General features: G+C 70.2%; 25 protein-coding genes. 11 read left to right on the forward strand and 14 right to left on the reverse strand.

The features are described from left to right. Positions 1-7 precede the first annotated feature (7 nt). Genes BGO91_RS02040 through BGO91_RS02060 form a run of 5 tightly spaced genes read left to right on the forward strand, consistent with a single transcriptional unit; the run spans position 8 to position 2,383 of the window. Entirely contained in the window at positions 8-562 is a 555-nt protein-coding gene (locus tag BGO91_RS02040) for a TetR/AcrR family transcriptional regulator (protein ID WP_290471215.1), read from the forward strand. 50 nt (positions 563-612) lie between these two features. Further along, positions 613-1,353 (forward strand): AzlC family ABC transporter permease, encoded by a 741-nt coding sequence (locus BGO91_RS02045; RefSeq protein ID WP_290471216.1) that lies wholly within the window; start codon positions 613-615, stop codon positions 1,351-1,353. Then, positions 1,350-1,655, forward strand: a complete 306-nt coding sequence (locus BGO91_RS02050) for an AzlD domain-containing protein (protein WP_021760313.1) — start codon at positions 1,350-1,352, stop codon at positions 1,653-1,655. Before BGO91_RS02045 ends, BGO91_RS02050 begins: the two co-directional genes overlap by 4 nt. Positions 1,656-1,699: 44 nt before the next feature. Then, positions 1,700-2,110: a hypothetical protein gene (locus BGO91_RS02055; protein WP_290471217.1), complete on the forward strand. Its 411-nt coding sequence runs from the start codon at positions 1,700-1,702 to the stop codon at positions 2,108-2,110. Between the two features lie 51 nt (positions 2,111-2,161). Continuing rightward, positions 2,162-2,383, forward strand: coding sequence for a histidine ammonia-lyase (locus tag BGO91_RS02060; protein WP_290471218.1), 222 nt, complete (start codon positions 2,162-2,164; stop codon positions 2,381-2,383). On the opposite strand, the gene BGO91_RS02065 is transcribed toward BGO91_RS02060, so the two are convergent. The 6 genes from BGO91_RS02065 to BGO91_RS02090 all read right to left on the reverse strand — a co-directional run bounded on the left by BGO91_RS02065 (position 2,370) and on the right by BGO91_RS02090 (position 9,065). Continuing rightward, positions 2,370-3,029: a GntR family transcriptional regulator gene (locus BGO91_RS02065; RefSeq protein WP_290471219.1), complete on the reverse strand. Its 660-nt coding sequence runs from the start codon at positions 3,027-3,029 to the stop codon at positions 2,370-2,372. The genes BGO91_RS02060 and BGO91_RS02065 overlap by 14 nt on opposite strands. A gap of 273 nt (positions 3,030-3,302) precedes the next feature. Continuing rightward, positions 3,303-4,397 (reverse strand): sugar-binding protein, encoded by a 1,095-nt coding sequence (locus tag BGO91_RS02070; RefSeq protein WP_290471220.1) that lies wholly within the window; start codon positions 4,395-4,397, stop codon positions 3,303-3,305. A 48-nt stretch (positions 4,398-4,445) separates the two neighbouring features. Next, complete coding sequence (gene mmsB / locus BGO91_RS02075) at positions 4,446-5,789, reverse strand: multiple monosaccharide ABC transporter permease (protein WP_290471221.1); 1,344 nt, start codon at positions 5,787-5,789, stop codon at positions 4,446-4,448. Between the two features lie 2 nt (positions 5,790-5,791). Further along, a complete protein-coding gene (gene mmsA, locus BGO91_RS02080; protein ID WP_290471222.1) occupies positions 5,792-7,339 on the reverse strand; it encodes a multiple monosaccharide ABC transporter ATP-binding protein in 1,548 nt (515 codons plus the stop codon). Positions 7,340-7,492: 153 nt separating this feature from the next. Next, positions 7,493-8,683 carry an ROK family transcriptional regulator gene (locus BGO91_RS02085; protein WP_290471223.1) on the reverse strand — a complete coding sequence of 397 codons (1,191 nt, stop codon included), beginning with the start codon at positions 8,681-8,683 and terminating at the stop codon, positions 7,493-7,495. A 52-nt stretch (positions 8,684-8,735) separates the two neighbouring features. Beyond that, a complete protein-coding gene (locus BGO91_RS02090; RefSeq protein WP_290471224.1) occupies positions 8,736-9,065 on the reverse strand; it encodes an L-rhamnose mutarotase in 330 nt (109 codons plus the stop codon). Positions 9,066-9,150: 85 nt separating this feature from the next. Here BGO91_RS02090 and BGO91_RS02095 point away from each other — a divergent pair, with 85 nt between their 5' ends. Both BGO91_RS02095 and BGO91_RS02100 read left to right on the forward strand, forming a co-directional pair. Further along, positions 9,151-9,999, forward strand: coding sequence for a fumarylacetoacetate hydrolase family protein (locus tag BGO91_RS02095; protein WP_290471225.1), 849 nt, complete (start codon positions 9,151-9,153; stop codon positions 9,997-9,999). Positions 10,000-10,028: 29 nt separating this feature from the next. Next, positions 10,029-10,778 (forward strand): SDR family oxidoreductase, encoded by a 750-nt coding sequence (locus BGO91_RS02100; protein WP_290471226.1) that lies wholly within the window; start codon positions 10,029-10,031, stop codon positions 10,776-10,778. A gap of 93 nt (positions 10,779-10,871) precedes the next feature. Here the strand turns inward: BGO91_RS02100 and BGO91_RS02105 are convergent, their stop codons facing one another. From BGO91_RS02105 to BGO91_RS02140, 8 genes are all read right to left on the reverse strand, one after another. Further along, positions 10,872-12,179, reverse strand: a complete 1,308-nt coding sequence (locus tag BGO91_RS02105; RefSeq protein WP_290471227.1) for an enolase C-terminal domain-like protein — start codon at positions 12,177-12,179, stop codon at positions 10,872-10,874. Between the two features lie 126 nt (positions 12,180-12,305). Then, positions 12,306-13,031, reverse strand: coding sequence for a GntR family transcriptional regulator (locus BGO91_RS02110; RefSeq protein WP_290471228.1), 726 nt, complete (start codon positions 13,029-13,031; stop codon positions 12,306-12,308). Between the two features lie 58 nt (positions 13,032-13,089). Then, positions 13,090-14,076 carry an aldo/keto reductase gene (locus tag BGO91_RS02115; protein ID WP_290471229.1) on the reverse strand — a complete coding sequence of 329 codons (987 nt, stop codon included), beginning with the start codon at positions 14,074-14,076 and terminating at the stop codon, positions 13,090-13,092. Further along, positions 14,073-15,197 carry a mandelate racemase/muconate lactonizing enzyme family protein gene (locus tag BGO91_RS02120; protein WP_290471230.1) on the reverse strand — a complete coding sequence of 375 codons (1,125 nt, stop codon included), beginning with the start codon at positions 15,195-15,197 and terminating at the stop codon, positions 14,073-14,075. The genes BGO91_RS02115 and BGO91_RS02120 overlap by 4 nt, the downstream gene beginning before the upstream one ends. Positions 15,198-15,242: 45 nt before the next feature. Next, positions 15,243-16,151: a carbohydrate ABC transporter permease gene (locus BGO91_RS02125; protein WP_290471231.1), complete on the reverse strand. Its 909-nt coding sequence runs from the start codon at positions 16,149-16,151 to the stop codon at positions 15,243-15,245. After that, positions 16,141-17,124, reverse strand: coding sequence for a carbohydrate ABC transporter permease (locus tag BGO91_RS02130; RefSeq protein WP_290471232.1), 984 nt, complete (start codon positions 17,122-17,124; stop codon positions 16,141-16,143). Before BGO91_RS02130 ends, BGO91_RS02125 begins: the two co-directional genes overlap by 11 nt. 4 nt (positions 17,125-17,128) lie before the next feature. After that, positions 17,129-18,376, reverse strand: coding sequence for an extracellular solute-binding protein (locus BGO91_RS02135; protein WP_290471233.1), 1,248 nt, complete (start codon positions 18,374-18,376; stop codon positions 17,129-17,131). Between the two features lie 84 nt (positions 18,377-18,460). Continuing rightward, positions 18,461-19,825, reverse strand: coding sequence for an alpha-L-fucosidase (locus BGO91_RS02140; RefSeq protein WP_290471234.1), 1,365 nt, complete (start codon positions 19,823-19,825; stop codon positions 18,461-18,463). A gap of 101 nt (positions 19,826-19,926) precedes the next feature. Here BGO91_RS02140 and BGO91_RS02145 point away from each other — a divergent pair, with 101 nt between their 5' ends. Genes BGO91_RS02145 through BGO91_RS02160 form a run of 4 tightly spaced genes read left to right on the forward strand, consistent with a single transcriptional unit; the run spans position 19,927 to position 23,563 of the window. Next, complete coding sequence (locus tag BGO91_RS02145; protein WP_290471324.1) at positions 19,927-21,270, forward strand: alpha-L-fucosidase; 1,344 nt, start codon at positions 19,927-19,929, stop codon at positions 21,268-21,270. A 1-nt stretch (position 21,271) separates the two neighbouring features. Continuing rightward, positions 21,272-22,108, forward strand: a complete 837-nt coding sequence (locus BGO91_RS02150; RefSeq protein WP_290471235.1) for an amidohydrolase family protein — start codon at positions 21,272-21,274, stop codon at positions 22,106-22,108. Between the two features lie 37 nt (positions 22,109-22,145). Beyond that, the gene (locus BGO91_RS02155; RefSeq protein WP_290471236.1) at positions 22,146-22,889 is read left to right on the forward strand and encodes an SseB family protein; all 744 of its coding nucleotides are present in this window, start codon (positions 22,146-22,148) and stop codon (positions 22,887-22,889) included. A gap of 20 nt (positions 22,890-22,909) precedes the next feature. Further along, positions 22,910-23,563: a LysE family translocator gene (locus BGO91_RS02160; protein WP_290471237.1), complete on the forward strand. Its 654-nt coding sequence runs from the start codon at positions 22,910-22,912 to the stop codon at positions 23,561-23,563. Positions 23,564-23,572: the final 9 nt, after the last annotated feature.

Genomic DNA, 23,572 nt, shown 5'->3' on the forward strand with positions numbered 1-23,572 from the left:
TGTTCACATGTCCGGAACCACGATCGACGACGACGCCCCCAAGCGCACGGGGGGCCGCAGCGCCGCCGTCATCCACAACGTGCGCACCGCGGTCGAGGAGCTCGTGAAGGAGAAGGGCAGGGAGCGCGTCACTGTGCCGATGATCGCCGAGCGCGCGGGCGTCAACCCGACCAGCATCTACCGCCGCTGGGGCGACCTCCCCACGCTCATCAACGACATCGTCACCTACCAGCTCGACCCCGACCGCCCGATCGCGCAGACCGACAGCCTCCACGACGACCTCGTCGGCTGGGCGCGCGAGATCGCCGACCACTACCGAAAGCCGGTGAACGCCGCACTGCTCCGCGGCGGGGCGTCCAGCGCCGGCGAGCGCCAGTCCGACTGCCTCCGCAACCGCCGCGCCGAGGCGGGGATGCTGCTGGCACGCCATCCCGACGCCACCATCACCGTGGACGACATCGTCGACGTCGTCGTCGCCCCGATCGTCTACCGGACGATCTTTCTGCCCTGGACCCTCGACGACACCCTCGCCGACCGTCTCGTGGCGCGACTCTTCCACTAGACCCCGCAGAGCACCCTCCGCCCGGTCCGCCGGGGCGCTAGTCTCGCAGGATGGCCGGCGACCGCTCCCCCGAGGTCCGCGCCGCGGCGCGCTCGGGCTGGGCCGTGGGGCTCGCGACCGCGGCGTACGGGATCTCGTTCGGCGCCCTCGCCACCGCGTCCGGTCTCGACGTCTGGCAGACCTGCGTGCTCAGCCTCCTGATGTTCAGCGGAGGGTCGCAGTTCGCGCTGATCGGCGTCCTCGCCTCGGGCGGCACCGCGGCCGGCGGGACCGCCATCGCGAGTGCGGCCCTGCTGGGCGTGCGCAACTCGTTCTACGCCCTCCGGCTCTCCCGGATCATCGACCGCGGTTTCTGGCGCCGCACGGCGGCCGTGCAGCTCACGATCGATGAGTCGACGGCCGTCGCGACGGCGCAGACCGATCCCCGGGCCCAGCGCGTGGGCTTCTGGATCACCGGCCTGGTCGTGTACATCGGCTGGAACCTGACGACGCTCGCCGGGGCGCTGCTCGGCAACCTCATCGGCGACGTGCGCGCCTACGGGCTGGACGCCGCGGCGGCCGCCGCCTTCCTCGGCCTCCTCTGGCCGCGGCTCAAGGCGCGGCAGACGCAGGCGGTCGCGGTCGCCGCCGGCTTCGTCGCCACCCTGCTGACCCCGTTCATCGTGCCCGGGCTCCCCGTGCTCGCCGCTGCCGCGGTCGCGATCGTCGTCGGAGTGCTCAACCTGTTCGGGAGGCGCGACGATCCGCCCCATCCCGAGGCCATCCCGATGGAGCGGGAGGTGGAGCCGTGACCACCTGGAACATCATCCTGCTGGCGTCCATCGCCGTGCTCGCCCTCAAGGCGGTCGGCTGGCTCGTGCCGCCCAAGGCGCTCGACCACCCGACCGTCGCGCGCGTCAGCGACCTGCTGACCGCTGCCCTCCTGGCTGCGCTCATCGCGGTCCAGACCTTCGGGGCCGGGCAGTCGCTCCAGCTCGACGCCCGCCTGCCCGCCGTCGCGATCGCCGCCGGCCTCTACGCCCTGCGGGTGCCGTTCATCGTGGTGGTGCCGGCCGCGGCGGTCGTCGCCGCGCTCATCCGCCTGTTCACCTGAGGTCCGCGGCCGCCGGTGTCGGAGGCGTTTCGTACAGTTTCGCCGTGACCGCATCCTGGCATCCCGTGGCGAACGCCCACCCCACCGAGTGGGTGCTGCGGCAGGGCGCGGCGGGCGCGGCCTACGCGGTGGTCCGCCGCTTCGCGTTCGGCGACGCCGGCCGGCCGGAGGTCTGGTACCGCGTCGTCACCTGGGCCGCCTCCTCCACCGAGCGCGAGCTGATCGGCTGGTGCCGCACCCTCGAGGCCGCCGCGAAGGTCGCGTGGGACTACCGCTGCGCGTCGGAGTCGTGGCGGCACCACATGGCGTCGCGGAGGGTGGAGGCCGCCGCGATGGCGGCGCAGCGTCCACGCGCTGCCGAGTTGGTGCGCTTCTACCGGGCGGCGATGCGGCGGGATGCGGCGGCCGGGCGATCGCGCGCGATGGCCTCCCGCGAGGCCGATCCCGTACGCTGAGGGCAGTCTCGACCGGGTCGGCCGGCCGGCCGGACGTGAAGGGGGAACACCATGGGCATCGCATTCCCGGAGGGGTCGGTCTCGGTCACGACCGCGGACGGCGACATCGTCATCCTGCGCATCTGCGATCTGTGCGGTGCGGCCGTCGTCGAAGCCGAGGGCACCGACCTCGCGTTCCACAAGCGCTGGCACCGGCTCACCGGTTCGGCCAACTGGGTCGACCCCGCGACCGGCAACCTCCACGGTCCCGGGAACCCGCTCAGCCCCCGCTGACCGCCCGTTCCGCGTCGTCCAGCATGTGCTCGACGATCTCGGCGGCGCGGTCGTCGTGCGCGCGGAGCGCCGCGGCGAACGCGAGCACCCGCTCGCGCGTCAGGACCTCCGCCGCGCACGGAGCCAGCCGCAGGTAGCGCAGCACGCGCAGGTGGACCGTGTCCACCGCTTCGACGAGCACCCCGTTGGGCAGCGCGTCGAGCACGACCTGCACGATGCGGACGAACACGTCGACCGGGTTCTGGTCGCGGCCGCGCTCGAGCCGACCGGCGAGCAGCCCGATCTCGAGCTCGGCGTCGGCGTCCAGACCGGCCATGCCCGCGCGGATGGCGTCCGGGTAGAGCCGGCGGAGCACGTGGATCGCGTCGCCGGCCTCGGCTTGTTCGAGGGGGGCCACGATCGTGTACCGGTTGGGCGAGGTCTGGACGAGGCCGATGCTGCCGAGCTTGCCGAGCGCCTCCCGGACCGGCGTGCGGGACACGCGCATCCAGGCGGTGAGCTCGGCGTCCTTCAGGCGCGACCCCGGTTCCAGGGAGCCGTCCATGATGCGTTCGAGCAGGAGCTCGAAGACATCGTTGCGCAGGAGCCTGCGGTCGGCGGAGCGGGACGGGACGAGACGGTGGTCGGTGACGCTGTCGAGGGTCATGTCGTACTTTCGCCGGGTGAGGCGGATAGGATGCGGGTACCCTGATATATGTTTAGTTCACTTGGGGTGCATCCGTCAAAACAAACTTTTCGGTACGTGATTCCACGGTCTCGGAATCCGTGGAGGCCCCGATGCCGCGCCGGCGGCGCCCTCATAGGGTTGACCTAGGTTTTCGGCCAGGGGGACACCACCAGGGGGATACCGAAAGGGCCGGAGCGACATCGTCGCTCCGGCCCTTCTCGCCTTCCCGCCTCTCGGCGGGCGAGACCGGTGTTACTTGGTCAGCGGCTCCAGGGTCGGGTCGTTGGCGTACGCCTCCGCCGCGTTCTCCTTGGTCACGACGACCGGGGTGAGCAGGTAGGCCGGGACGACCTTCTTGCCGTTGTCGTACGACTTGTCGTCGTTCGTCTTCGGCTTCTCGCCCTTCTGCAGCGAGGAGACCATCGCGACGGCCTGCTTCACGAGGTTGCGGGTGTCCTTGTTGATGGTCGAGTACTGCACGCCGGCCATGATCGACTTGACCGACTCGGCCTCCGAGTCCTGTCCGGTCACGACGGGGACGGGCTTGCCCGCACCCTGAACCGAGGTGATGATCGCGCGAGCGAGGGTGTCGTTCGGCGACAGGACGCCGTCGAGCTCGGTCGACGCGTAGTTGGCCGCGAGGAGGTTGTCCATGCGGGTCTGCGCGTTCGCCGGCAGCCAGCCCTGGGTGGCGGTCTGCTTGATGTCGGTCTGGCCCGAGACGACCTTCAGGGTGCCGTCGTCGATCTTCGGCTTGAGGATCTTCATGGCGCCGTCGAAGAAGACCTTCGAGTTCGCGTCGTCCGGCGAGCCGGAGAAGAGCTCGATGTTGTACGTCTTCTTGTCCGGGAAGCGCTTCTTCATCCCGTCGAGGAGGGCCTGGCCCTGCAGCTCGCCGACCTTCTCGTTGTCGTACGCGACGTAGTAGTCGACGTCCTTCGTGTTGAGGATCAGGCGGTCGTAGGCGATGACCACGGCGCCGGCGTCGTGCGCGGCCTTGGCCTGGGCGGCCAGCTGGCCACCGTCGACGGCGCCGATGATGACGACCTTCGCGCCGTTGGTGATCATCGACTGGATCTGCGACTGCTGGTCGGCGACGGCGCCCGAGGCACCGGCGTACTGCACGTCGCCCTTGAAGCCGGCGTCCTTGAGGTCGTTGGTGAAGAGGTCACCGGCGAGCACCCAGTTCTCCGACGTCTTGGTCGGGAGGGCGACGCCGATGGTGGCGCCCTTGTCGAAGCCGGCGGCCGTCGACGAGCCGGTCGAGCCGTCACGGCTCGAGCAACCCGTCAGGGCGAGCGCGGCGGCAGCTGCGACAGCCACTGTCGCGAGTGCGAATTTGCGCATGGCGTTTCTACTTTCTGTGTGTTGGATGGTGCAGGTGTGAGGTGGAAGTCAGTTCGTCAGTGAACGGGACGAGGCCTCGGCGGAGTCGTCCGAGGGGACGACGGCGGGCTCGTCGGCGCCGATCGCGTCGGCCTCCTGCTTCTTGCCGCCGCCGAACATCCGGCCGATCAAGGAGGGGCCGCCGCGGCGCTTGGAGTAGACGTCGATGCCGACCGCGATGAGGAGCACGAGGCCCTTGATGATCTGGACCTTGTCGGTCGTGACGCCGAGCAGCTGGAGGCCGTTGTTGAGCACCGCGATGACCAGACCACCGACGATGGAGCCGGCGACCGTTCCGATGCCGCCCGAGACCGCGGCGCCACCGATGAAGACGGCGGCGATCGCGTCGAGCTCCCAGCCGAGGCCGTCCTGCGGGCCGGAGGAGACCGACCGCGCGACGGAGATCATGCCGGCCAGTGCGGCGAGCACGGACATGTTCATCATGACGAAGAAGTTGATCCGCTTGATCTTGACGCCGGAGAGCTCGGCCGCGTGCCAGTTGCCGCCGACCGCGTAGATGTGGCGGCCGAAGATCGTGCTGCGGGTGACGAACGAGTACAGGATGATCAGCACGCCGAGGATGACGCCGGCGACGGGGAACGAGGTCCCGACGCGACCGCCCGCGAAGACGAAGGTGAAGTAGATCACGACGGCGCCGAGCACGATCACCTTGAACACGCTGACCCAGAGGGGCGCCTTCTCGGAGCCCATCTTCGTCTGGTTGCGGCGGGTGCGGACCTCGATCAGCACGATCGCGATCACGATGATGAGGCCGAGCAGCAGGGTCGAGTTGTTGAAGCCGGTGTCCGGGCCCCACTCGGGCAGGAAGCCGCCGCCGATGTAGGTGAAGCCGTCCGGCACGGGGATGGTGTTGGCGTTTCCGATGAACTGGTTGAGGCCGCGGAAGATGAGCATGCCGGCCAGCGTCACGATGAACGCGGGGACGCCCACGTAGGCGACCCACCAGCCCTGCCAGGCGCCGATCACGGCTCCGAGCACGAGACCGAGGACCACCGCGAGCGGCCAGGGCATGTTCCATTGCGTCATCGCCTGCGCCACCACGATGCCGACCACCGCCGCGACCGAGCCGACCGACAGGTCGATGTGGCCGGCGATGATGACCATCACCATGCCGATCGCGAGGATCAGCACGTAGGTGTTCTGGTTGACCAGGTTGATGAGGTTCACCGGGTCGAGCGTCTTGCCGCCGGTCATGATCTCGAAGAACACGACGATGACGACGAGCGCGCCCAGGATGCCGAACTGACGTCCGGTGGACTGGCCGTTGCCGAACATCTTGCCGAGGTCGCGGATACCCCCGGACTTCTTCTTCTCGGGAATCTGTGTGGTCATGATTATGCGGTCACCCTCTTCTTGGCGGATGTCATGCTCTTCAGGAGCGTCTCGGGGGTCGCCTCCGCGATCGGGAGTTCGTTGGTGATCTGACCCTCGAAGATCGTGTAGATGCGGTCGGAGATCCCGAGGAGCTCGGGCAGCTCGGAGGAGATGACGACGACGCCCTTCCCCTGAGCGGCGAGCTCCTGGATGATCCCGTAGATCTCGTACTTGGCCCCGACGTCGATGCCGCGGGTGGGCTCGTCGAGGATGAGCAGGTCGGGGTCGGTGAACATCCACCGGGCCAGGACGACCTTCTGCTGGTTGCCGCCGGAGAGCGTGCTGACGCCGCGGTCGACGTCCGGCGTCTTGATCCGCAGGCTCTTGCGGTACTGCTCGGCGACCGCGTACTCCTGCAGGTCGTCGACGACGCCGCGCTTCGCGATCTTGGTGAGCTTGGCCGCGACGATCGACTCCTTGATGTCGTCGAGGAGGTTGAGGCCGAGCACCTTGCGGTCCTCGCTCACGTAGGCCATGCCGTTGTCGATCGCCTCGGAGACGTTGCGGACCTGGATCTGCCGGCCGTCCTTGTAGATCTCGCCCGAGATGAAGTTGCCGTAGGAGCGGCCGAAGACGCTCATGGCGAGCTCGGTGCGGCCGGCGCCCATCAGCCCGGCGAAGCCCACGATCTCGCCGCGGCGGACGGAGAAGCTCGAGTTCTTGACGACGAGGCGGTCGGCGACCTGCGGGTGCTGGACGACCCAGTCGCGCACCTCGAAGAAGGTCTCGCCGATGTTCGGGGTGCGCTCCGGGAAGCGGCTCTCGAGCGTGCGGCCGACCATCCCGCGGATGATGCGGTCCTCGTCGACGCCGTCGGCCTTGACGTTCAGCGTCTCGATGCTGTGGCCGTCGCGGATGATCGTGATCTCGTCGGCGACGCGCTCGATCTCGTTGAGCTTGTGGCTGATGATGATCGAGCTGATGCCCTTGCTCTTGAGCCCGAGGATCAGGTCGAGCAGGTGGGCCGACTCGGCCTCGTTCAGCGCGGCGGTGGGCTCGTCGAGGATGAGCAGCTTCACCGACTTGTTGAGCGCCTTGGCGATCTCGACCAGCTGCTGCTTGCCGACGCCGATGTTCTTGATCTGCGTCTCGGGGTCGTCGGTGAGGCCGACGCGGGCGAGCAGCTCGACCGCGCGCTTCTTGGCCTCGTTCCAGTCGATGACGCCCCAGCGGCGCGGCTCGTTGCCGAGGAAGATGTTCTCGGTGATCGAGAGCTCGGGGATGAGGGCGAGCTCCTGGTGGATGATCACGATGCCCTGCTGCTCGCTGGACTTGATGTCCTTGAAGCGCATGACCTCGCCCTGGTAGACGATGTCGCCGGAGTAGGTCCCGTACGGGTAGACGCCCGAGAGGACCTTCATGAGGGTGGACTTGCCTGCACCGTTCTCGCCGCAGATCGCGTGGATCTCATCGGCCTTGACGGTCAGGGACACATCCTCCAGCGCTTTGACACCGGGGAACTCCTTGGTGATCGCGCGCATCTCGAGGATGACTGCGTTCGACGACATCGTCGCTCCTTGGTTTCGGATTCCTGCCGCACATGTTCGGTCATGTGCCTAAGTAGTAAACGCTATGTCTGGACTTGGCGTCAAATAGTGAAGACAACGAGACGGTAACGGTTTGCCCCGGGCCCGGACGATCCGCCCGCTCGGGGCGGCGGACTACTCGGCGCCGGCGAGCGCGCCCTGGATCACCAGAGCAGCGGCGCCCAGCGACTCGGCGCGGTCCCCGAGCGACGACACGGTCACCGTGGTCGTCTCGGCGATGATCGGGATGGCGTTGTGCTGGATCCCCCGGCGGATCGGCTCGAGCAGGGCCTCCCCCAGCCCCACCAGCGGGCCGCCGATCAGCACCAGCTCGGGGTTGATCACGTTGGCGATGCTGCCGATCGCCTGGCCGATGGCCTGCCCGGCGTCGCCCACCACGCGGAGCGCGGCCGGGTCGCGTTCGAGCCCGCGGCGCAGGATGTCGGCCGTCGTCACGCTCTCGGTCCCGCCCCGGCCGAGGGACTCGATCATGACCGTGGTCGAGGCCACGGTCTCCAGACAGCCGCGGTTGCCGCAGCGGCAGATCACGCCCGGGTCGACGACGGGGGTGTGCCCCAGCTCCCCGGTGATGCCGAGGTTGCCGTAATAGGTCTGGCCATTGATGATCAGCCCGGCGCCGATGCCGGAGCCGATCTTCACGAAGATGATGTTGCGCGCCCCGCGATGGGCGCCCCAGGTCACCTCGCCGAGGGCGCCGAGGTTGGCGTCGTTGTCGAGCACGACCGGGAAGCGGAAGGCGTTCTCCAGGTCGCGGAGGTTGACGCCCACCCACTCCGGCAGGATGGCGCCCTGCAGCACGGTTCCGGTGCGCCGGTCGATCGGGCCCGGGATGCCGATGCCCACGGAGAGCACCGACTCGCGGTCGTGGCCGCCGTCGGCCAGCATCCGGTCGAGCAGGCTCGACGCGTCGACGATGGCTTCCGTGACGTCGTAGCCGAGCGGCAGGACGAGCGCCTGCTCGGCGAGCACTTCGTAGCCCAGCGTGCAGAGCACGATGCGGACGTGGCGCCGGCCGAAGTCCACTCCGACGGCGATGTCGCCGGTGTCGGTGAGCTGCACGAGCAGCGCGCGGCGGCCGCTGGAGGTGACGGGGCTGGTGGCGACGACGCCTTTGACGGCCATGTCGCGGACGATGTTCGAGACGGTGGCGGTCGACAGTCCCGTCCCGCGCGCCAGCTCAGCCTGGGTGGAAGGACCGTTCGCCAACAGGAACTCGACGAGTCGCTCCTGGTTCAAGTGCCTCAATGCGCCCTGCGACCCGGGATTGCGAGCGCCACGGGGCGCGAGGCCCGGAGTGGCGGTCATAGGGACAAGCGTGAATCATCCTCGGGTTGGAGTCAAGCTGTGAACGTAACGGTCAGCTGTCCCGCTGCTGAGAGAGTTCCCACACCAGCGGCAGCTCCTGGCCGTCCACCCCGGTGCCCAGCTGCTCGAAGTGGTCGACGTGCCGGGTGATGAAGCTCTGCCAGCGCTGATTGGCCGGGTCGTCCTCCAGCGCCGCCATGGCCGCGGCGAAGTCGTCGCAGTCGACCAGGTGGAAGAGGTGTCGTCCGCTGCGCCAGATCGACCAGTCGTGGATGCCGAGCCGGGCGAACGACGCGGCCAGCTCGTCCGGGATGGCGGCGTGCGCCGCGTCGTAGGCGGCCTCGTGCCCGTCGCGGAGCACGGAGTGGAGGGCGATGCGCATGGGATCTCCTTCTGCTTGGATTCCTATAGGAAATAGTAATAGGGTGAATCGCAGTGCCAGCAGGCCGCGAGCGAAAGGACCCTCGATGCGATTCATGCGACTCGGCGAGCCCGGGGCGGAGATCCCCGCGGTGAGCGACGGCACGACCACCTGGGATCTGCGCCCGCTCACCGCCGACATCGACGGCGCCTTCCTGGCCGCCGACGGCCTGCGCCGCGCCGAGGCGGCCGCCGCCGAGGGGGGCCTGCCCGTCCTGGACGCCCACGGTCTGCGCATCGGCGCTCCGATCGCCCGCCCGCCGGCGGTGATCTGCATCGGGATGAACTACGCCGCCCACGCGCGCGAGTCCGGCTCCGAGCCGCCCACGGACATCGTCGTGTTCTACAAGCACCCCAACACGGTCGTCGGACCGCACGACGACATCCTGCTGCCGCCGGGCTCCACCACGACCGACTGGGAGGTGGAGCTCGCCGCCGTCATCGGCCGGCGCGCCCGCTACCTCTCCTCCCCCGAGGAGGCCCTCGGCTGCATCGCCGGCTTCGCCGTCGCCAACGACGTCTCCGAGCGCGAGTACCAGCTCGAGCGCTCGCTCGGCCAGTGGAGCAAGGGCAAGAGCTTCGAGACGTTCAACCCGCTGGGTCCGTGGCTCGTGCCGGCCGCCGAGGTCGGGGACGGCTCGGGGCTGCGACTCCACTCGGCCGTCAACGGCGAGACGCGGCAGGACTCGACCACGAGCGACCTGATCTTCTCGGTCGCCGAGATCATCCACCGGCTCAGCCAGTTCACCGTGCTCGAGCCGGGCGACCTGATCAACACCGGCACGCCGGAGGGCGTCGGGCTCTCCGGGCGCTTCCCCTACCTGCACGCGGGCGACACCGTCGAGGTCGGCATCGAGGGGCTGGGCGAGCAGCGCAGCACCGTGCGCCCCGCCTGAACCGCACCATCCACACGAAGGAGACACCGATGTCCCAGCACTTCGACGGGCTCGTCGCCGCCGTCACCGGCGGCGCCTCCGGCCTCGGCCGCGCGATCGCGGACGAGCTGTCCGCTCAGGGCGCCCGCGTCTACGCCCTCGACCTCGACCCGTCGGGCGTGGCCGCACCGCACACGGGCATCCGGTGCGACATCGGTGACGATGGATCCGTGCGCGACGCGATCGCCGCGGTGGTCGCGGACGCGGGCCGGCTCGACATCGTGATCGCCAACGCCGGCATCGGCGCGCAGGGCGACGTGACCGCCAACGACGACGCGGAGTGGGCGCGCGTGCTCAACGTCAACGTCGTCGGGTCGGCACGCACCGTGCGACACGCCCTCCCGCATCTGCAGGCGTCCCCGTCCGCCGCGATCGTCTTCACGAGCTCGATCGCCGCGTGGGCCGGGCTCCCGCAGCGCGTGCTCTACTCCGCCTCCAAGGGCGCCGTCTCCGCCATGACGCTCGCGATCGCGGCCGACTGCCTCCCGCTCGGGATCCGCGTCAACGCCGTCGCGCCGGGCACGGCCGACACTCCGTGGGTCGGGCGGCTGCTCGACTCCGCCGTCGATCCGGACGCCGAGCGATCCGCCCTGGAGGCCCGCCAGCCGAGCGGCCGGCTCGTGCAGCCGCAGGAGGTCGCGGACGCCGTCGCCTACCTCGCGTCCCCCGCGGCCGGCTCCACGAACGGGGCGATCATCCCCGTCGACGGCGGCATGTACTCCCTGCGCCCGCGCCGGTAGCGCGCAGCGCCTCCACTCGTCGCCGAGGTTCACGAAAGGGCCCTCATTCCGGTCGGGATGAGGGCCCTTTCGTGAATCTCGGTGGGCGGTGAGCTAGGCGAGCGCGGCGGCGGGGAGGGTGGCGCCGGTGAATTCGTGGGCGCGCAGCGAATCGGCCAGCATCTCCATGCCGGTGCCCGGCGTCAGCGGGGCGCGGTACCGGCCGCCGACCAGCTCGACCGGGGAGACGAAGTGCTCGTGGAGGTGCTTCGTGTACTCGATCATCCGGCCCTCCTGGCTGCCGGAGACGGCGACGTAGTCGAACATCGAGAAGTGCTGCACGGCCTCGCACAGGCCCACCCCGCCGGCGTGCGGGCACACCGGAACGCCGAACTTCGCGGCGAGCAGCAGGATGGCGATGTTCTCGTTGATGCCCGCCACCCGGGTCGAGTCGATCTGGAGCACGGCCGCGGCCTCCGCCTGCAGCAGCTGCTTGAAGAGCACGCGGCTCATCCCGTGCTCCCCCGTCGCGATGCGGACGGGGGCGACGGCACGGGCGATGGCCGCGTGGGCGAGCACGTCGTCGGGGCTGGTCGGCTCCTCGACCCAGGCGAGGTCGAAGCGTTCCAGCGCGCGGATCCACGCGATCGCCTGATCGCGGTCCCAGCGCTGGTTCGCGTCGATCGCGATCCGGATGTCCGGCCCCACCGTCTCGCGGGCGATCCCGAGCCGCCGGATGTCGTCGTCGAGGTCGTCGCCCACCTTCAGCTTGATCTGCTCGAACCCTTCGGCGACCGCCTCGCGCGCGAGACGCCGCAGCTTGTCGTCGGAGTAGCCGAGCCAGCCCGGCGTCGTCGTGTAACCGGCATAGCCGCGAGCGATCAGGTCGGCCTCGCGCTCGGCCCGGCCGGGCTCGGCCGCGCGGAGCAGGCCGAGCGCCTCCTCCGGGGTGAGCGCATCGCTCAGGTAGCGGAAGTCGACGAGCGCGACCAGTTCCTCCGGCGTCATGCGCGCCAGCAGCTGCCAGAGCGGGAGGCCGGCGCGCTTGGCCTTCAGATCCCAGAAGGCGTTCACGACGGCGCCGATGGCCATGTGCATGACGCCCTTCTCGGGCCCCAGCCAGCGCAGCTGCGAGTCGTGGACGAACTCGCGCCAGAAGCCGCCCAGGTCGTCGAGGACGGCCTCCACGTCGCGGCCGATGACCCGGTGCGCGACGGCGTCGATCGCGGCGACCTGCACGTCGTTGCCGCGGCCGATGGTGAAGACGAACGAGTGCCCCTCCAGCCCGTCTGAGGCGTCGGTGGTGACGCGGAGGTAGGCGGCCGAGTAGTCGGGGTCGGGGTTCATCGCGTCCGACCCGTCGAGCAGGGCGGACGTCTCGAACCGCACGTCCAGGGTCTCGAAGCCGGTGACGATGCTCACGCCGTTGTCCTTTCGTTCGGCTGTTGGCAACATCCTATTGGATATAGGTATGCGACACCAGCCGCGGACAGCACGAGACCCCCGCGCGCCGAGCGCACGGGGGTCTCGTGGAGCGACGGAACCGGGCTACTCCGCGGTGCCGGCCTCCAGGCTGCTGGCGATCCGGTGGTACGACTTGGTGATGTGGTCGAGCATCGCCGCCTCGGCCGCGGCGGCGTCACCGCTGCGCAGGGCCTCCAGCACCGTCTCGTGCTCGCCGGAGGTCTCGTCGACCACGCCGTGCTTGAAGTAGATCCGGTACTGGTGCATGTGCGAGCGCAGCCGCGAGATGGCGTCGGAGAGCAGCACGTTGCCCGAGTGCTCCGCGATGATGCGGTGGAAGTCGGAGTCCTGGTTGGCGAAGTCCTTGTAGTCCTTGAAGCGGTCCTCGCCGGCCTGCGCCGCCTCGCCGCTGCGGTGCATCGCCTCGCAGAGCTCCTCGAGCTGGTCGAGCGTGCGGTCGTCGAGCTCGCCTGCGGCGTTCCGCGTCGCGTACGGCTCCAGCAGGCGCCGCATCTCGAACAGCTGCCGGAGGCCGTCGCTGTCGAGCAGCGGGGCGGCCGTGTAGCCCTTGAGCGCCTTCTTGACCACGAGGCCCTCGGACTCCAGGCGGGCGAGCGCCTCGCGCACCGGGGTCGGCGAGACCCCGAGCTGGCGGGCGATGCCGTCGATGCTGGCGCGCGTGCCCGGTTCGATCACCTGGTCCATGAGCAGACCGAGGACCGCGTCGTACACGTCGTCGGCGAGGGCCCGGCGGGCGGGCAGGAAGTGCTCGCCCGTGACCTCGCGCGCGGTGCCGGGTTCGATGCTCATGTGCACATCCTAGGTCGGGTGGCGCCGCCCAGAGAGGATAGAGGATGGAGGATCCGCATCACACGAGCCCGTCCGCGGCGAGTTCCGCCCACAGCCCGTCGGGCACCGGAGCGTCGGCCAGGGAGGCGTTGCGCTCGATCTGCGCGGCCGAGTCGGCACCCAGGACGACGGTGGAGACCGCGGCGTCCCGGAGGGGGAACTGCACCGCGAGCTGCGGCACCGTGACGCCGTACGGCTCCGCGATGTCGGCGATCCGATTCGTGCGGGCGACCAGGTCGGCGGGTGCCGCGCCGTAGTCGAACTTGGCGGATGCGACCGGCCGGTCGGTCGCCAGGATGCCCGAGTTGAACACCGCGGCGACGGCGACGGAGACGCCGCGCTCCCGGGCCGCCGGCAGCAGGTCGCGCTCGGCGGCATGGTCGAGCAGGGTGTACCGCCCGGCGCACATCACGATGTCGAGGTCGGTCTCGCGGACGAACCGGGTCAGCATCGCCGACTGGTTCATCCCGGCGCCGTACGAGCGGATGACGCCCTGCGACCGCAGCTCCTCGAGCGCGGGGAACGCCCCCTCGAGGGCCTCGCGCTCGTACTCGTCGGGGTCGTGGACGAGGAGCACGTCGATCCGGTCGACGCCGAGGCGGCGCAGGGAGTCCTCCACCGAGCGCAGCACGCCGTCGCGCGAGTAGTCCCGCCGGCGGCGCAGGGTCGCCGGCGTCGCGAAGAGGTTGGCGATGTCGGTGTCGCCCGGCCGGTAGTCGGGGTTGGGTTCGAGCACCCGGCCGACCTTGGTCGAGAGCACGTACTCGTCGCGGGGACGCCCGCGCAGCCCCGCGCCGAGCCGCTCCTCGGCCAGCCCGAGGCCGTAGTGCGGAGCGGCGTCGAAGTAGCGGATGCCCGCATCCCACGCCGCAGGAACGATGCGGGGCCACTCGTCCGCCGGCCGCGGCTCGTACAGCTCGCCGAGCGCGGCCGCGCCGTAGCCGATCGGCCCGACCTCCAGGCCCCCACGGCCGAACGGCCGCCTGCCTGTCCTCGTCGCCGTCATGCCACCCTCCTGTCCTCGATCGCGTCGAGATCCCACCGTATGCCGAGCCCCGGCTCGTCGGAGGGCACGCCGTGCCCGTCGCGGATGGTCATCTCGGCCGTCGTGATCGCACGCAGCTGCGGGATGTGCTCCAGGTAGAGCGCGTTGGGCACCGCGCAGCACAGCGAGACGTGCAGCTCCATCAGGAAGTGCGGGGCGACGGCCACGTTGAACGCCTCCGCGAGATGGGCGACCTTCAGCCACGGGGTGATGCCGCCCACCCGGGCCACGTCGACCTGCACGATACCGGCGGCGCCCGCCTGGAGGTACTCGCGGAAGTGCCCGACCGAGTACATCGACTCCCCCACCGCGACCGGCACGCTCGTCGACGCGGCGAGCCGGCGGTGCCCGGCCACGTCCTCCGCGGGCAGCGGCTCCTCGAACCAGAAGATGTCCAGCTTCTCGAACAGCGCGGCTCGGCGGATCGCCTCGGCGGCGGTCATCGACTGGTTGGCGTCGACCATGATGTCCAGCTCGTCGCCGACCGCGTCGCGCACGGCGGCGAGGCGCTCGAAGTCCTCGTGACCGCGCGGCTTGCCCACCTTGACCTTCACGCCGCCGAGCCCGCGGGCGCGTGACTCGAGCGCCTGCGCGACGAGCTCCTCCGTCGAGAAGTGCAGCCAGCCTCCCTCGGTGTCGTAGAGCGGGATGCTCGGCTGCGCACCGCCGGCCGCGACCCAGAGGGGCAGTCCGGCCGCTCTGCTGCGCGCATCCCACACCGCGGTGTCGACGGCGGCCAGCGCGAGCGACGTGATCGGGCCGACGGTCGTGGCGCGCGTCGAGGAGAACATCGCCCGCCACACCTCCTCCGGCCGGTTGACGTCGAGCCCGACCACCACGTCCAGGAGCGTCGTGCGCAGGAGGCTCAGCACGGCGCTCCCGCCGGTCCCGATCGTGTAGCTGTAGCCGAGCCCGTCGGCGCCACCCGCCGTGCGCAGCCGGACGAAGATCGTCTCCTGCTTGAGGAAGGACTGGACGGCATCCGTGCGCACGGTCTCCACCGCGAGGTCGCTCAGCCAGGCTTCCGCGCTGACGATGGTGCCGCTGGCCGCGAGGCGGGCGACGGGCGGGGCGAGGGTCATACGTGTCTCTGCTTTCTGGATAGGTCCGTCCGGTGCGGACGGGGGTCAGCGTCCGCCGAAGCCGCCGAGCGCGACGCCCTTGATGAGCTGGCGCTGGAGCACGGCGACGATGATCAGCGACGGGATGATCGCGAGCGTGGAGGCCGCCATCATCAGGCTCCACTGGGTGCCGTGCTCGCCGGTGAACATCGAGAGGCCGAGCGGCACGGTCGCCAGGTCCTGGCTGTTGATGATGATCAGCGGCCAGAGGTACGAGTTGTAGTAGCCCACGAACGAGAAGACGCCGAGCACCGAGAGCGGGGCCGCGAGCTGGGGCAGCAGGACCGACCACAGCGTGCGGAACCGGGAGGCGCCGTCGATGATCGCCGCCTCCTCGAACTCGATCGGGATGGTGAGGAAGAACTGCCGCAGCAGGAAGGTCCCGAACGCCGTGAAGGCGAACGGCACGATCAGCGCCACGTAGGTGTCGACCAGGCCGAGCTGGTTCATCATGATGAACAGCGGGACGACGAGCACCTCCTGCGGCAGCACCAGCGTGAAGACGTACAGCAGGAAGATGCGGTCGCGGTACTTGAACCGGAGGCGCGAGAACGCGTACGCGCTCAGCACGGCCACGATCACCGACAGCAGCGCGCCGCAGATCGCGACGAAGAAGCCGTTGAAGATGAACCGGCCGAACGGCACGAGCGTCCACGCGTCCACGAAGTTCGACCACTTCACCTCCGAGCCGATGAAGGTCGGTGTCGGCGAGAAGACCTCGCTCTCGGGCTTGAGCGCCGAGAAGAACATCCAGATGAACGGGAAGGTGAAGGCCAGCGCGACGATCGCGAGGACCAGCGTGTTGAGCCACGTCTTCGCCACGACCGCCTTCTGCGCACGGCGCAGTCGCGGCTTCGGCCGGCGACCGGTGCCGGGAGCGGCGGAGCGTGCCGCGGTGCCGATGTCACTTGTCATAGTTGACCCACCTCTTCTGGCCCGCGAACTGGAGCGCGGTGATGAGCATGACGACGACGAACAGCATCCACGCGAGCGCGGAGGCGTAGCCGAGCCGGTCGAAGACGAAGCCGTTGCGGTAGAGGTACAGCACGAACGTGTTGGTGGACTCGCCCGGGCCGCCCTGCGTGAGGATCTGCGGCTGCACGAACACCTGGAACGCGCCGATCATCGTCATCGTCATCGTGAAGAACAGCGAGGGCGACAGCATCGGCAGGATGATCGACTTCAGCCGCTGCCAGGCACTGGTGCCGTCCATCCGCGACGCCTCGAGGATCTCCTTCGGGATGCCGCCCAGACCGGCCGAGAGCACGATGACGTTGTAGCCGAACGACTGCCAGACCGACATCGCGATCACGGAGGCGAGCGCGAAGCGCGAGTCGGAGAGCCAGCTCGGCCCGTCGATCCCGATCGACGCGAGCGTCGAGTTGACGATGCCGTTGTCGCTCAGCAGCAGGCGCCAGACCAGCGCGTTCGCGACCATCGGCGTGATGGCGGGGAGGAAGAAGATGACCCGCCAGAACCCGGCGAACTTCACCCGGGTGTTCAGCCACAGGGAGATGGCCAGCGCCAGCGCGAGGTTCAGCGCGGTGTAGACGAAGGCGAAGATCACCGTGTTGAAGAGCACCGTGTAGAACGTCGGGTCGGAGAACAGCTTCTGGTAGTTCGCGAAGCCGACGAAGGTCGGCGAGCCGAACAGCGGCCACTCGAAGAGGCTGATGACCAGGGAGCCGAGCAGCGGCACCACGATGAAGAAGACGAAGCCGGCGAGCCCGGGCCAGAGGTAGGCGAGGGCGGTCAGGCCGTCGCCGCGGCGCTTCTTCCCGCCCCGGCGAGGCGGGCTGGGATGGGGCACGTGGAACGGCCGCGTCTCGGGCGCGGCGGGCGCCGCCGTCTCGGAGGAGACGGCGGCGCCGATCAGCGGGGAGGCCATGCGCCTACTGCCCCACCGAGTTCTGGATCGTGTTCAGCACGTCCTTGGCGGTCTTGTCACCCCGGTATCCCTCGACGCCGTACTGGGTGAAGAGGGTCTCCACCTGGTTCCAGGTGGGCGTGGTGAGCTGCGCCGTGGCGTTCTTGAGGAGGGCCTGCACGGCGGCGTACGCCTCCGGCGACTTGCCCTCCGCCCAGGCCGACTGCGCGTCGGCGCGGGAGGGGACGATGCCGCGCTTCTCGGCCTGGCCCTTGAGCACGCTGCTGTCGGTCATCGCGACGATGGCCTTGAACGCGCCGTCCGGGTCCTTGCAGTTCTTCGCGATGCCGAAGCCGGAGCCGGCGGTCATCCCGTGCGCCTCGCCCGAGGTGCTGGGGACGATCGTGACACCCAGGTCGAACTTCGCGGCGTCGGCGAAGGTGCCGTACATCCACGGGCCCTCGATCAGCATGTCGACCGCCCCGCTGGTGAAGGCGGCCTGGGATGCGTCGGACGCGTCGGCGGCCTCCGGGGCCTTCGCGATGCCGTCCTTCTTCACGAGGTCGAAGTACGACTGCACCTGGTCGACGAGCTTCGAGTTGGTGAGGTCGAGCTTGCCGCCCTTGACCGCCTCGGCGCCGTCGGCGATGGCCCACGCGTTCGGGATGAAGAAGCCCGGGGCGATCGCCAGCGCCTTGTGATCGGCGGTGGTGAGCTTCTTGGCGTCGGCGAGGAACTGCTCGCGCGTGTACGTCGTGCTGGGCAGGTCGAGCCCGGCGGCCGTGAAGGCGTCCTTGTTGTAGTAGAGGACGATCGGCTCGGCGTCGTAGGGGATGGCGCGGATCGTGCCGTCGACCGTCATGCCCTTGAGCATGGAGGAGTCGAAGGCCGACGTGTCGAGCTTGTACTTCTTGATCAGGTCGTCGAGCGGCATCAGCAGGCCGGAGAGCTCCTGGGCCCTGGCGGCCTGCGTGGTGAGCAGGCAGGGCGGGTTGGAGCCGCTGAGCCGGGTCTTCACCTTCGTCCAGTAGTCGTTGAAGCTCGGCCCCTCAATGGTGACGTCGAGGGAGGGGTCCACCTTCTTGCCCAGGTCGATGAAGCCCTGCCACTGGTCGCGGTCGCTCTGACTGCTGACCCAGGTGTACATGGTGATGGGGCCGCCGGATGCGTTTCCGCCGCTGCCGCCGGAGCATCCGGCCAGTGCGGCGAGCGCGCCGGCCATCAGGAGAGCGGTTCCGACCCGGACCGCCGTGCGCGTGCTTCGTGGTTTCACTTGTTGTGCCTCCTTCATTGGATTCATCACTGTGATCGCCTGCCATGCCGGACGCTTCGTCGCACCCGGAGGAGGCGGGTCGGTCTACGCGAAATCGATCGCGATGACGTCGATGGCGGCGCCGGACGCCGCCGGGGCCGGGATGCGGAGCTCGCCGACCGGGTCCTCGCCCGGAGCCGGCTGCTCGTGCACCTCGAGGTTCACCTCGTACGGCAGCTGCTCGCCCGTCGCGAGCAGCCGCACCCCCGTCACACGCCCGACCGGGATGCCGCGCACGACGACCTGCTCGATCGGCCGCATCACCAGGTGCAGGTAGAGGGCGCCGGGGCGCGCGGTCGACGGGCCGTAGAAGTCGACGCCGGTCGTCGGCGAGACGCCCACGACGCTCTCGGCGTGCACGTCCATCCACGCGCCGATCTCCTCGAGGGTGCGCACCTGGGACTCGTTGAGGCTGCCGTCGCCCTTCGGCCCGATGTTGAGCAGGAGGTTGCCACCGCGGCTCGCGACCTCCACCAGCGTCGTGATCAGGGAGATGGTGCTCTTGCTCTTGGTGTCGCCCGGGCGCCAGGCCCACATCTGGCCGATCGTGAGGCAGAGCTCCCACGGGCCGCGCGGCGCCGTGACGGGGAAGCCCTGCTCGGGCGTCTGGTAGTCGCCCTGGCCGAGCAGCCGGTCGTTGATGACGACGTCGGGCTGCAGGGACTTGATGAGGGCGCGGAGCCCGGCGCTGTCCCACTCCTCCTCGGAGCGCTCCCACTCGCCGTCGAACCAGAGCAGGTCGATGGTGCCGTAGCCCGTGAGGATCTCGGTCAGCTGCGCCCGCAGATACTCCTGGTAGCGCCCCCACTGCTCGGGAGTCGCGCGGCGGTGCCGGTCGACGGCGACCGGCCGTCCGGCGTTGGCCGGATCGCCGGCGGCGGGCCAGTGCTCCTCGGGATAGGGACGGTCGGACATCGTGAAGGCCGGGTAGTCCGGGTGGTTCCAGTCCGGGAGGCTGTAGTAGATGCCCACGCGGATCCCCTCCGCGCGGATCGCCTCCACGAACTCCCGGGTGACGTCGCGGCCGAACGGCGAGTGCTCGATCCCGAAGTCCGACTGCGCGGTGTGGAACATCGAGTAGCCGGCGTGATGGCGGGCGGTGAAGACGACGTAGCGGGCGCCTGCGCGCTTGGCGAGGCGGGCGAGCGCCACGGCGTCCCATTCCACCGGGTCGAAGGTGGCGGCGCTGGACTGGTACCCCTCGACGCTGACCGCGTCCTCGACGCCGTCGGAACCGGGGATGATGGAACGGCCGACCAGCGGCCAGGAGATCTCGATCCCCTGTTGGCTGGCGTGGTCCCAGTGCACGAAGAGGCCGAAGCCGGCTCCGATGAACCACTCGCCGCCCGGCAGGGTGAAGTCGGTCGGGCGGAGGAACGATGCGGGTGCGGGGGCAAGCGCGGTGGTCACAGCGAGGCTCTCCTTTGAGTCAATGGCTATTGCCTATAGGATATTCGAAGAGGACGATCCTCACAATCCATTCGACGAAGAAGGAGAAATCGAGCGTGGCAATGTTCAAAGACGATCCCGTCCGCCCCGAGAACTACCGTCGCTTCGAGCGCGAGGTGCCCGAGTGGTTCACGGATGCCAAGCTCGGCGTCTTCGTGCACTGGGGCCCGTATTCGGTCCCCGCGTGGGCCGAGCCGATCGGCGAGCTGGGCACGATCGAGAAGCAGTACTGGTTCGCCCACAACCCCTATGCCGAGTGGTACTACAACACCATCCGCATCGAGGGCAGCCCCGCGGCCGAGCACCAGCGGGAGGTCTACGGCGACGCGCCCTACGACGACTTCATCGACCAGTGGGACCCGGCCGAGTTCGACCCGGACGAGTTCCTCGCCCTGGTCAAGAGCACGGGCGCACGGTACTTCGTCCCCACCACCAAGCACCATGACGGCGTCACCCTGTGGGACGCTCCCGGCACGGACGAGCGCAACACCGTCGCCCGCGGCCCGAAGCGCGACCTCGTCGGCGCCTTCGAGAAGGCCACGCGCGACGCCGGGCTGCGCTTCGGCGTGTACTACTCGGGAGGCCTCGACTGGCACTTCTCGCAGCTGCCGCCGATCACGGACGACGGCCAGGAGTTCGGCCGCCCGGTCGACGCCGCGTACGCCGAGTACGCCTACGACCACGTCGTCGACCTCATCGACCGCTATGCGCCCGACGTGCTCTGGGGCGACATCGAATGGCCGGACGCGGGCAAGCCCTCCGGGCCGTTCAGCATGGAGAACCTCTTCGAGAGGTTCTACGCCGCCCGTCCCGACGGGGTGGCCAACGACCGCTGGGGAGAGACCCACTGGGATTTCCGCACCAGCGAGTACCAGAACGGCACCAGCGTCGAGGGCACCGGGGCGTGGGAGAACTGCCGCGGCATCGGCTTCTCGTTCGGCCACAACACCCAGGAGGACGAGCGCCACCTCCTGAGCGGGCCTGCGGCCGTCGCCTCGTTCGTCGACATCGTCTCGCGCGGCGGCAACCTGCTGCTCAACGTCGGCCTCACCGCGCGGGGCACGGTCCCCGAGCTCCAGCGCCGCACCCTCGAGCACCTCGCCGCCTGGAACGCCGTGAACGGCGACGCCGTCTTCGGCAGCCGCCCGCTCGAGGCCGCGATCGCGAGCCCGTCGGACGAGCCGTGGCTGCGCTGGACCCGCACCGGCGGCACGGCGAACGCCTTCGTCGACGCGGTCGGCGACGTGCGCCTGCCCGGTGTCTCTAGTGCGGTGGATGCGGCGAGCGCCCGCCTCGCCGACGGCACCCCGCTCGTGGTCTCCCGCGACGGCGACGCGCTGGTGACCACCTTCCCGGAACCGGCCGTCGCCGGTCCCGTCCTCGTCCGCTTCGACCTCGCGGAGTGACATGACGATCGACGCCCACCTGCACCTCTGGGACCTCGAGCGGGTCGCGTACCCGTGGCTGACGTCGGCACTGGCCCCGATCGACCGCACCTTCGCGTTCGCCGAGGCCGAGCCGCAGCTCGCGCAGGCGGGCGTCGATCGCGTCGTCCTCGTCCAGGCCGCGAACTCGGTGGAGGACTCGGCGGCGATGTTCGCGGTCGAGTCCCCCCGAGTCGCCGGGGTGGTGGCGTGGGTCGACCTGCTCGACCCGGAGTCGGCGGTCCGGCAGCTGGACACCTGGGCGGCGCAGCCCGCCTTCGTCGGCATCCGTCACCTCGTCCACGACGAGCCGGACGCGGACTGGCTCGCACGCCCCCCGGTGCGCCGGTCCCTGCGCCTGCTCGCCGAGCGCGGCCTCTCCTTCGATGTCATCGGGGTCCTCCCCCGGCACCTCGAGCACGCCGTCGCGATCGCGGACGAGCTGCCCGACCTCCGGCTGGTGATCGACCACCTCGGCACGCCGCCCGTCGGTGCGGCGTCGCGGGAGCCGTGGGCCGGGCTGATCTCCGACCTCGCCCGTCGCCCCGGCGTCGCCGTGAAGCTCTCCGGCCTCACGACACTGGGCCCGGACGGCCGCGCGACGACCGCGGACCTCCGGCCGTTCGTCGATCACGCCCTCTCCGCGTTCGGCGCCGACCGTGTGCTCGCCGGAGGCGACTGGCCGGTCTCGACGCTCGCCGGACCGTACGGCGAGACCTGGTCGACCCTCTCCGCGCTGATCGACGGCCTGAGCGAGGCCGAGCGGGCCCAGGTGCTGGGCGGCACGGCGGAGCGCGTCTACCGGCTCGGCCGACGCTGACCTGCCCCCGCCCGGTCCGCTCGGGGATACTGGGGAGGTGAACGATCGCCTGGTGCGCAACCTCCCCGTCCAGACCGCCCTGGAGGCGTGGGCCGATCTGAAGGACGCCCGCACCTTCGCGGGCGTGCTCCGGCAGTGCGTGGCCGGCGAGCTGTTGCTCGACATCAGCGGCTCCGTCTTCGCCGACCCCGCGGCCGGCTTCCAGCAGGGCGACACCCTCGCGCTCGGCAAGCAGACCGATGCGGCGGGCAAGGACCTCCTTGTCGCGTTCACCAGCAACGAGCGCCTCGCCGCCTACCGCGGGGGCGCCGAGTTCCGCTCCCTCGCGCAGCCCGCGTGGTCCGTGATCGCCGAGGCCATCACCCGCGCGGACGGCCTGGCCCTCGACCCGGGCGACGACGCCCTCCTCATCGCCTACGCCGACGAGCTGCGGGCCCAGCTGACCGACGAGCCCGGCCGCAACGCCGCGCTGAAGAACGCCCTGGTCGACCGCGACCTCCCCTGGCCCGCCTTCCTCGCGCTCGTTGCGGCCGCCCCGGTCGTCTACGTCGGCCTCGACGAGGGCCAGGGCGCGATCCCCTCCGCCGTCGGTCAGGACGGCGACCTCCTGCACCCCGTCTTCACCTCCCCCGCCGAGGTCTTCGCCTGGTCGCCCGGGCTGACCGCCCGCGGCACGACCGTCGATGCGGTCGCCCGGGTCGCCCGCGAGGACGGCTACGCGGGTCTGCTGCTCGACCCGGCCGGGCCGTCCGCGGTCCTGCGGCTGGACGAACTGGGCTGATCGGGCCCTAGGATCGTCGCATGACGGCGCTCTCCCTCCTCGCGTTCGCGGGGCTGTGCGTGGTCCTGGCGCTCACGCCCGGCCCCGACACGTTCCTCGTGCTGCGGTACAGCATGGGGCGTGCGCGCGACGGCTTTGCCGCGGCCGCCGGGTGCGCGGTGGGCTCGCTCGCGTGGGCCGCGCTGGTCGCCGTCGGGCTGGCGACGCTGCTGGAGCAGTCGGCGGAACTCTTCCGCGTCGTCAAGATCGTGGGCGGCCTCTACCTGATCTACCTCGGCGTCGCCGCCTTCCTGTCGACGCGGCGCAGCGCCCGCGCGGCCGCCACGGACGCCGGCGACGAGGACGCGCCGGCCGTCCCCGCCGCGCGTCGCCGCTCCACCTCCAGCCTGCTGGCCGGTCTGCTCTCCACCCTCCTGAACCCCAAGGTCGGCCTGTTCTTCCTCGCCGTGGTGCCGCAGTTCGTGTCGGCCCACGCCGGCTTCGGCGAGACCATGCTGCTCGGGGCGGTCGACGCGGTCGTCGGCGGCCTCTATCTGGTGGGCATCACCCTGCTGGCCTCCCGGATGGTCGCCTGGCTGGGGCGTCCGCGCGTCACCCGCGTGCTCGAGCGGGTCTCCGCGGGCATCCTCGCCGCGCTCGGAATCGGCACGGTCGTCGCCGGCGCCGAGGGGTGAGCCTCCCGG

It is taken from the genome of Leifsonia sp. 71-9 (genome assembly GCF_001898805.1).
Taxonomy (GTDB): Bacteria; Actinomycetota; Actinomycetes; order Actinomycetales; family Microbacteriaceae; genus Leifsonia.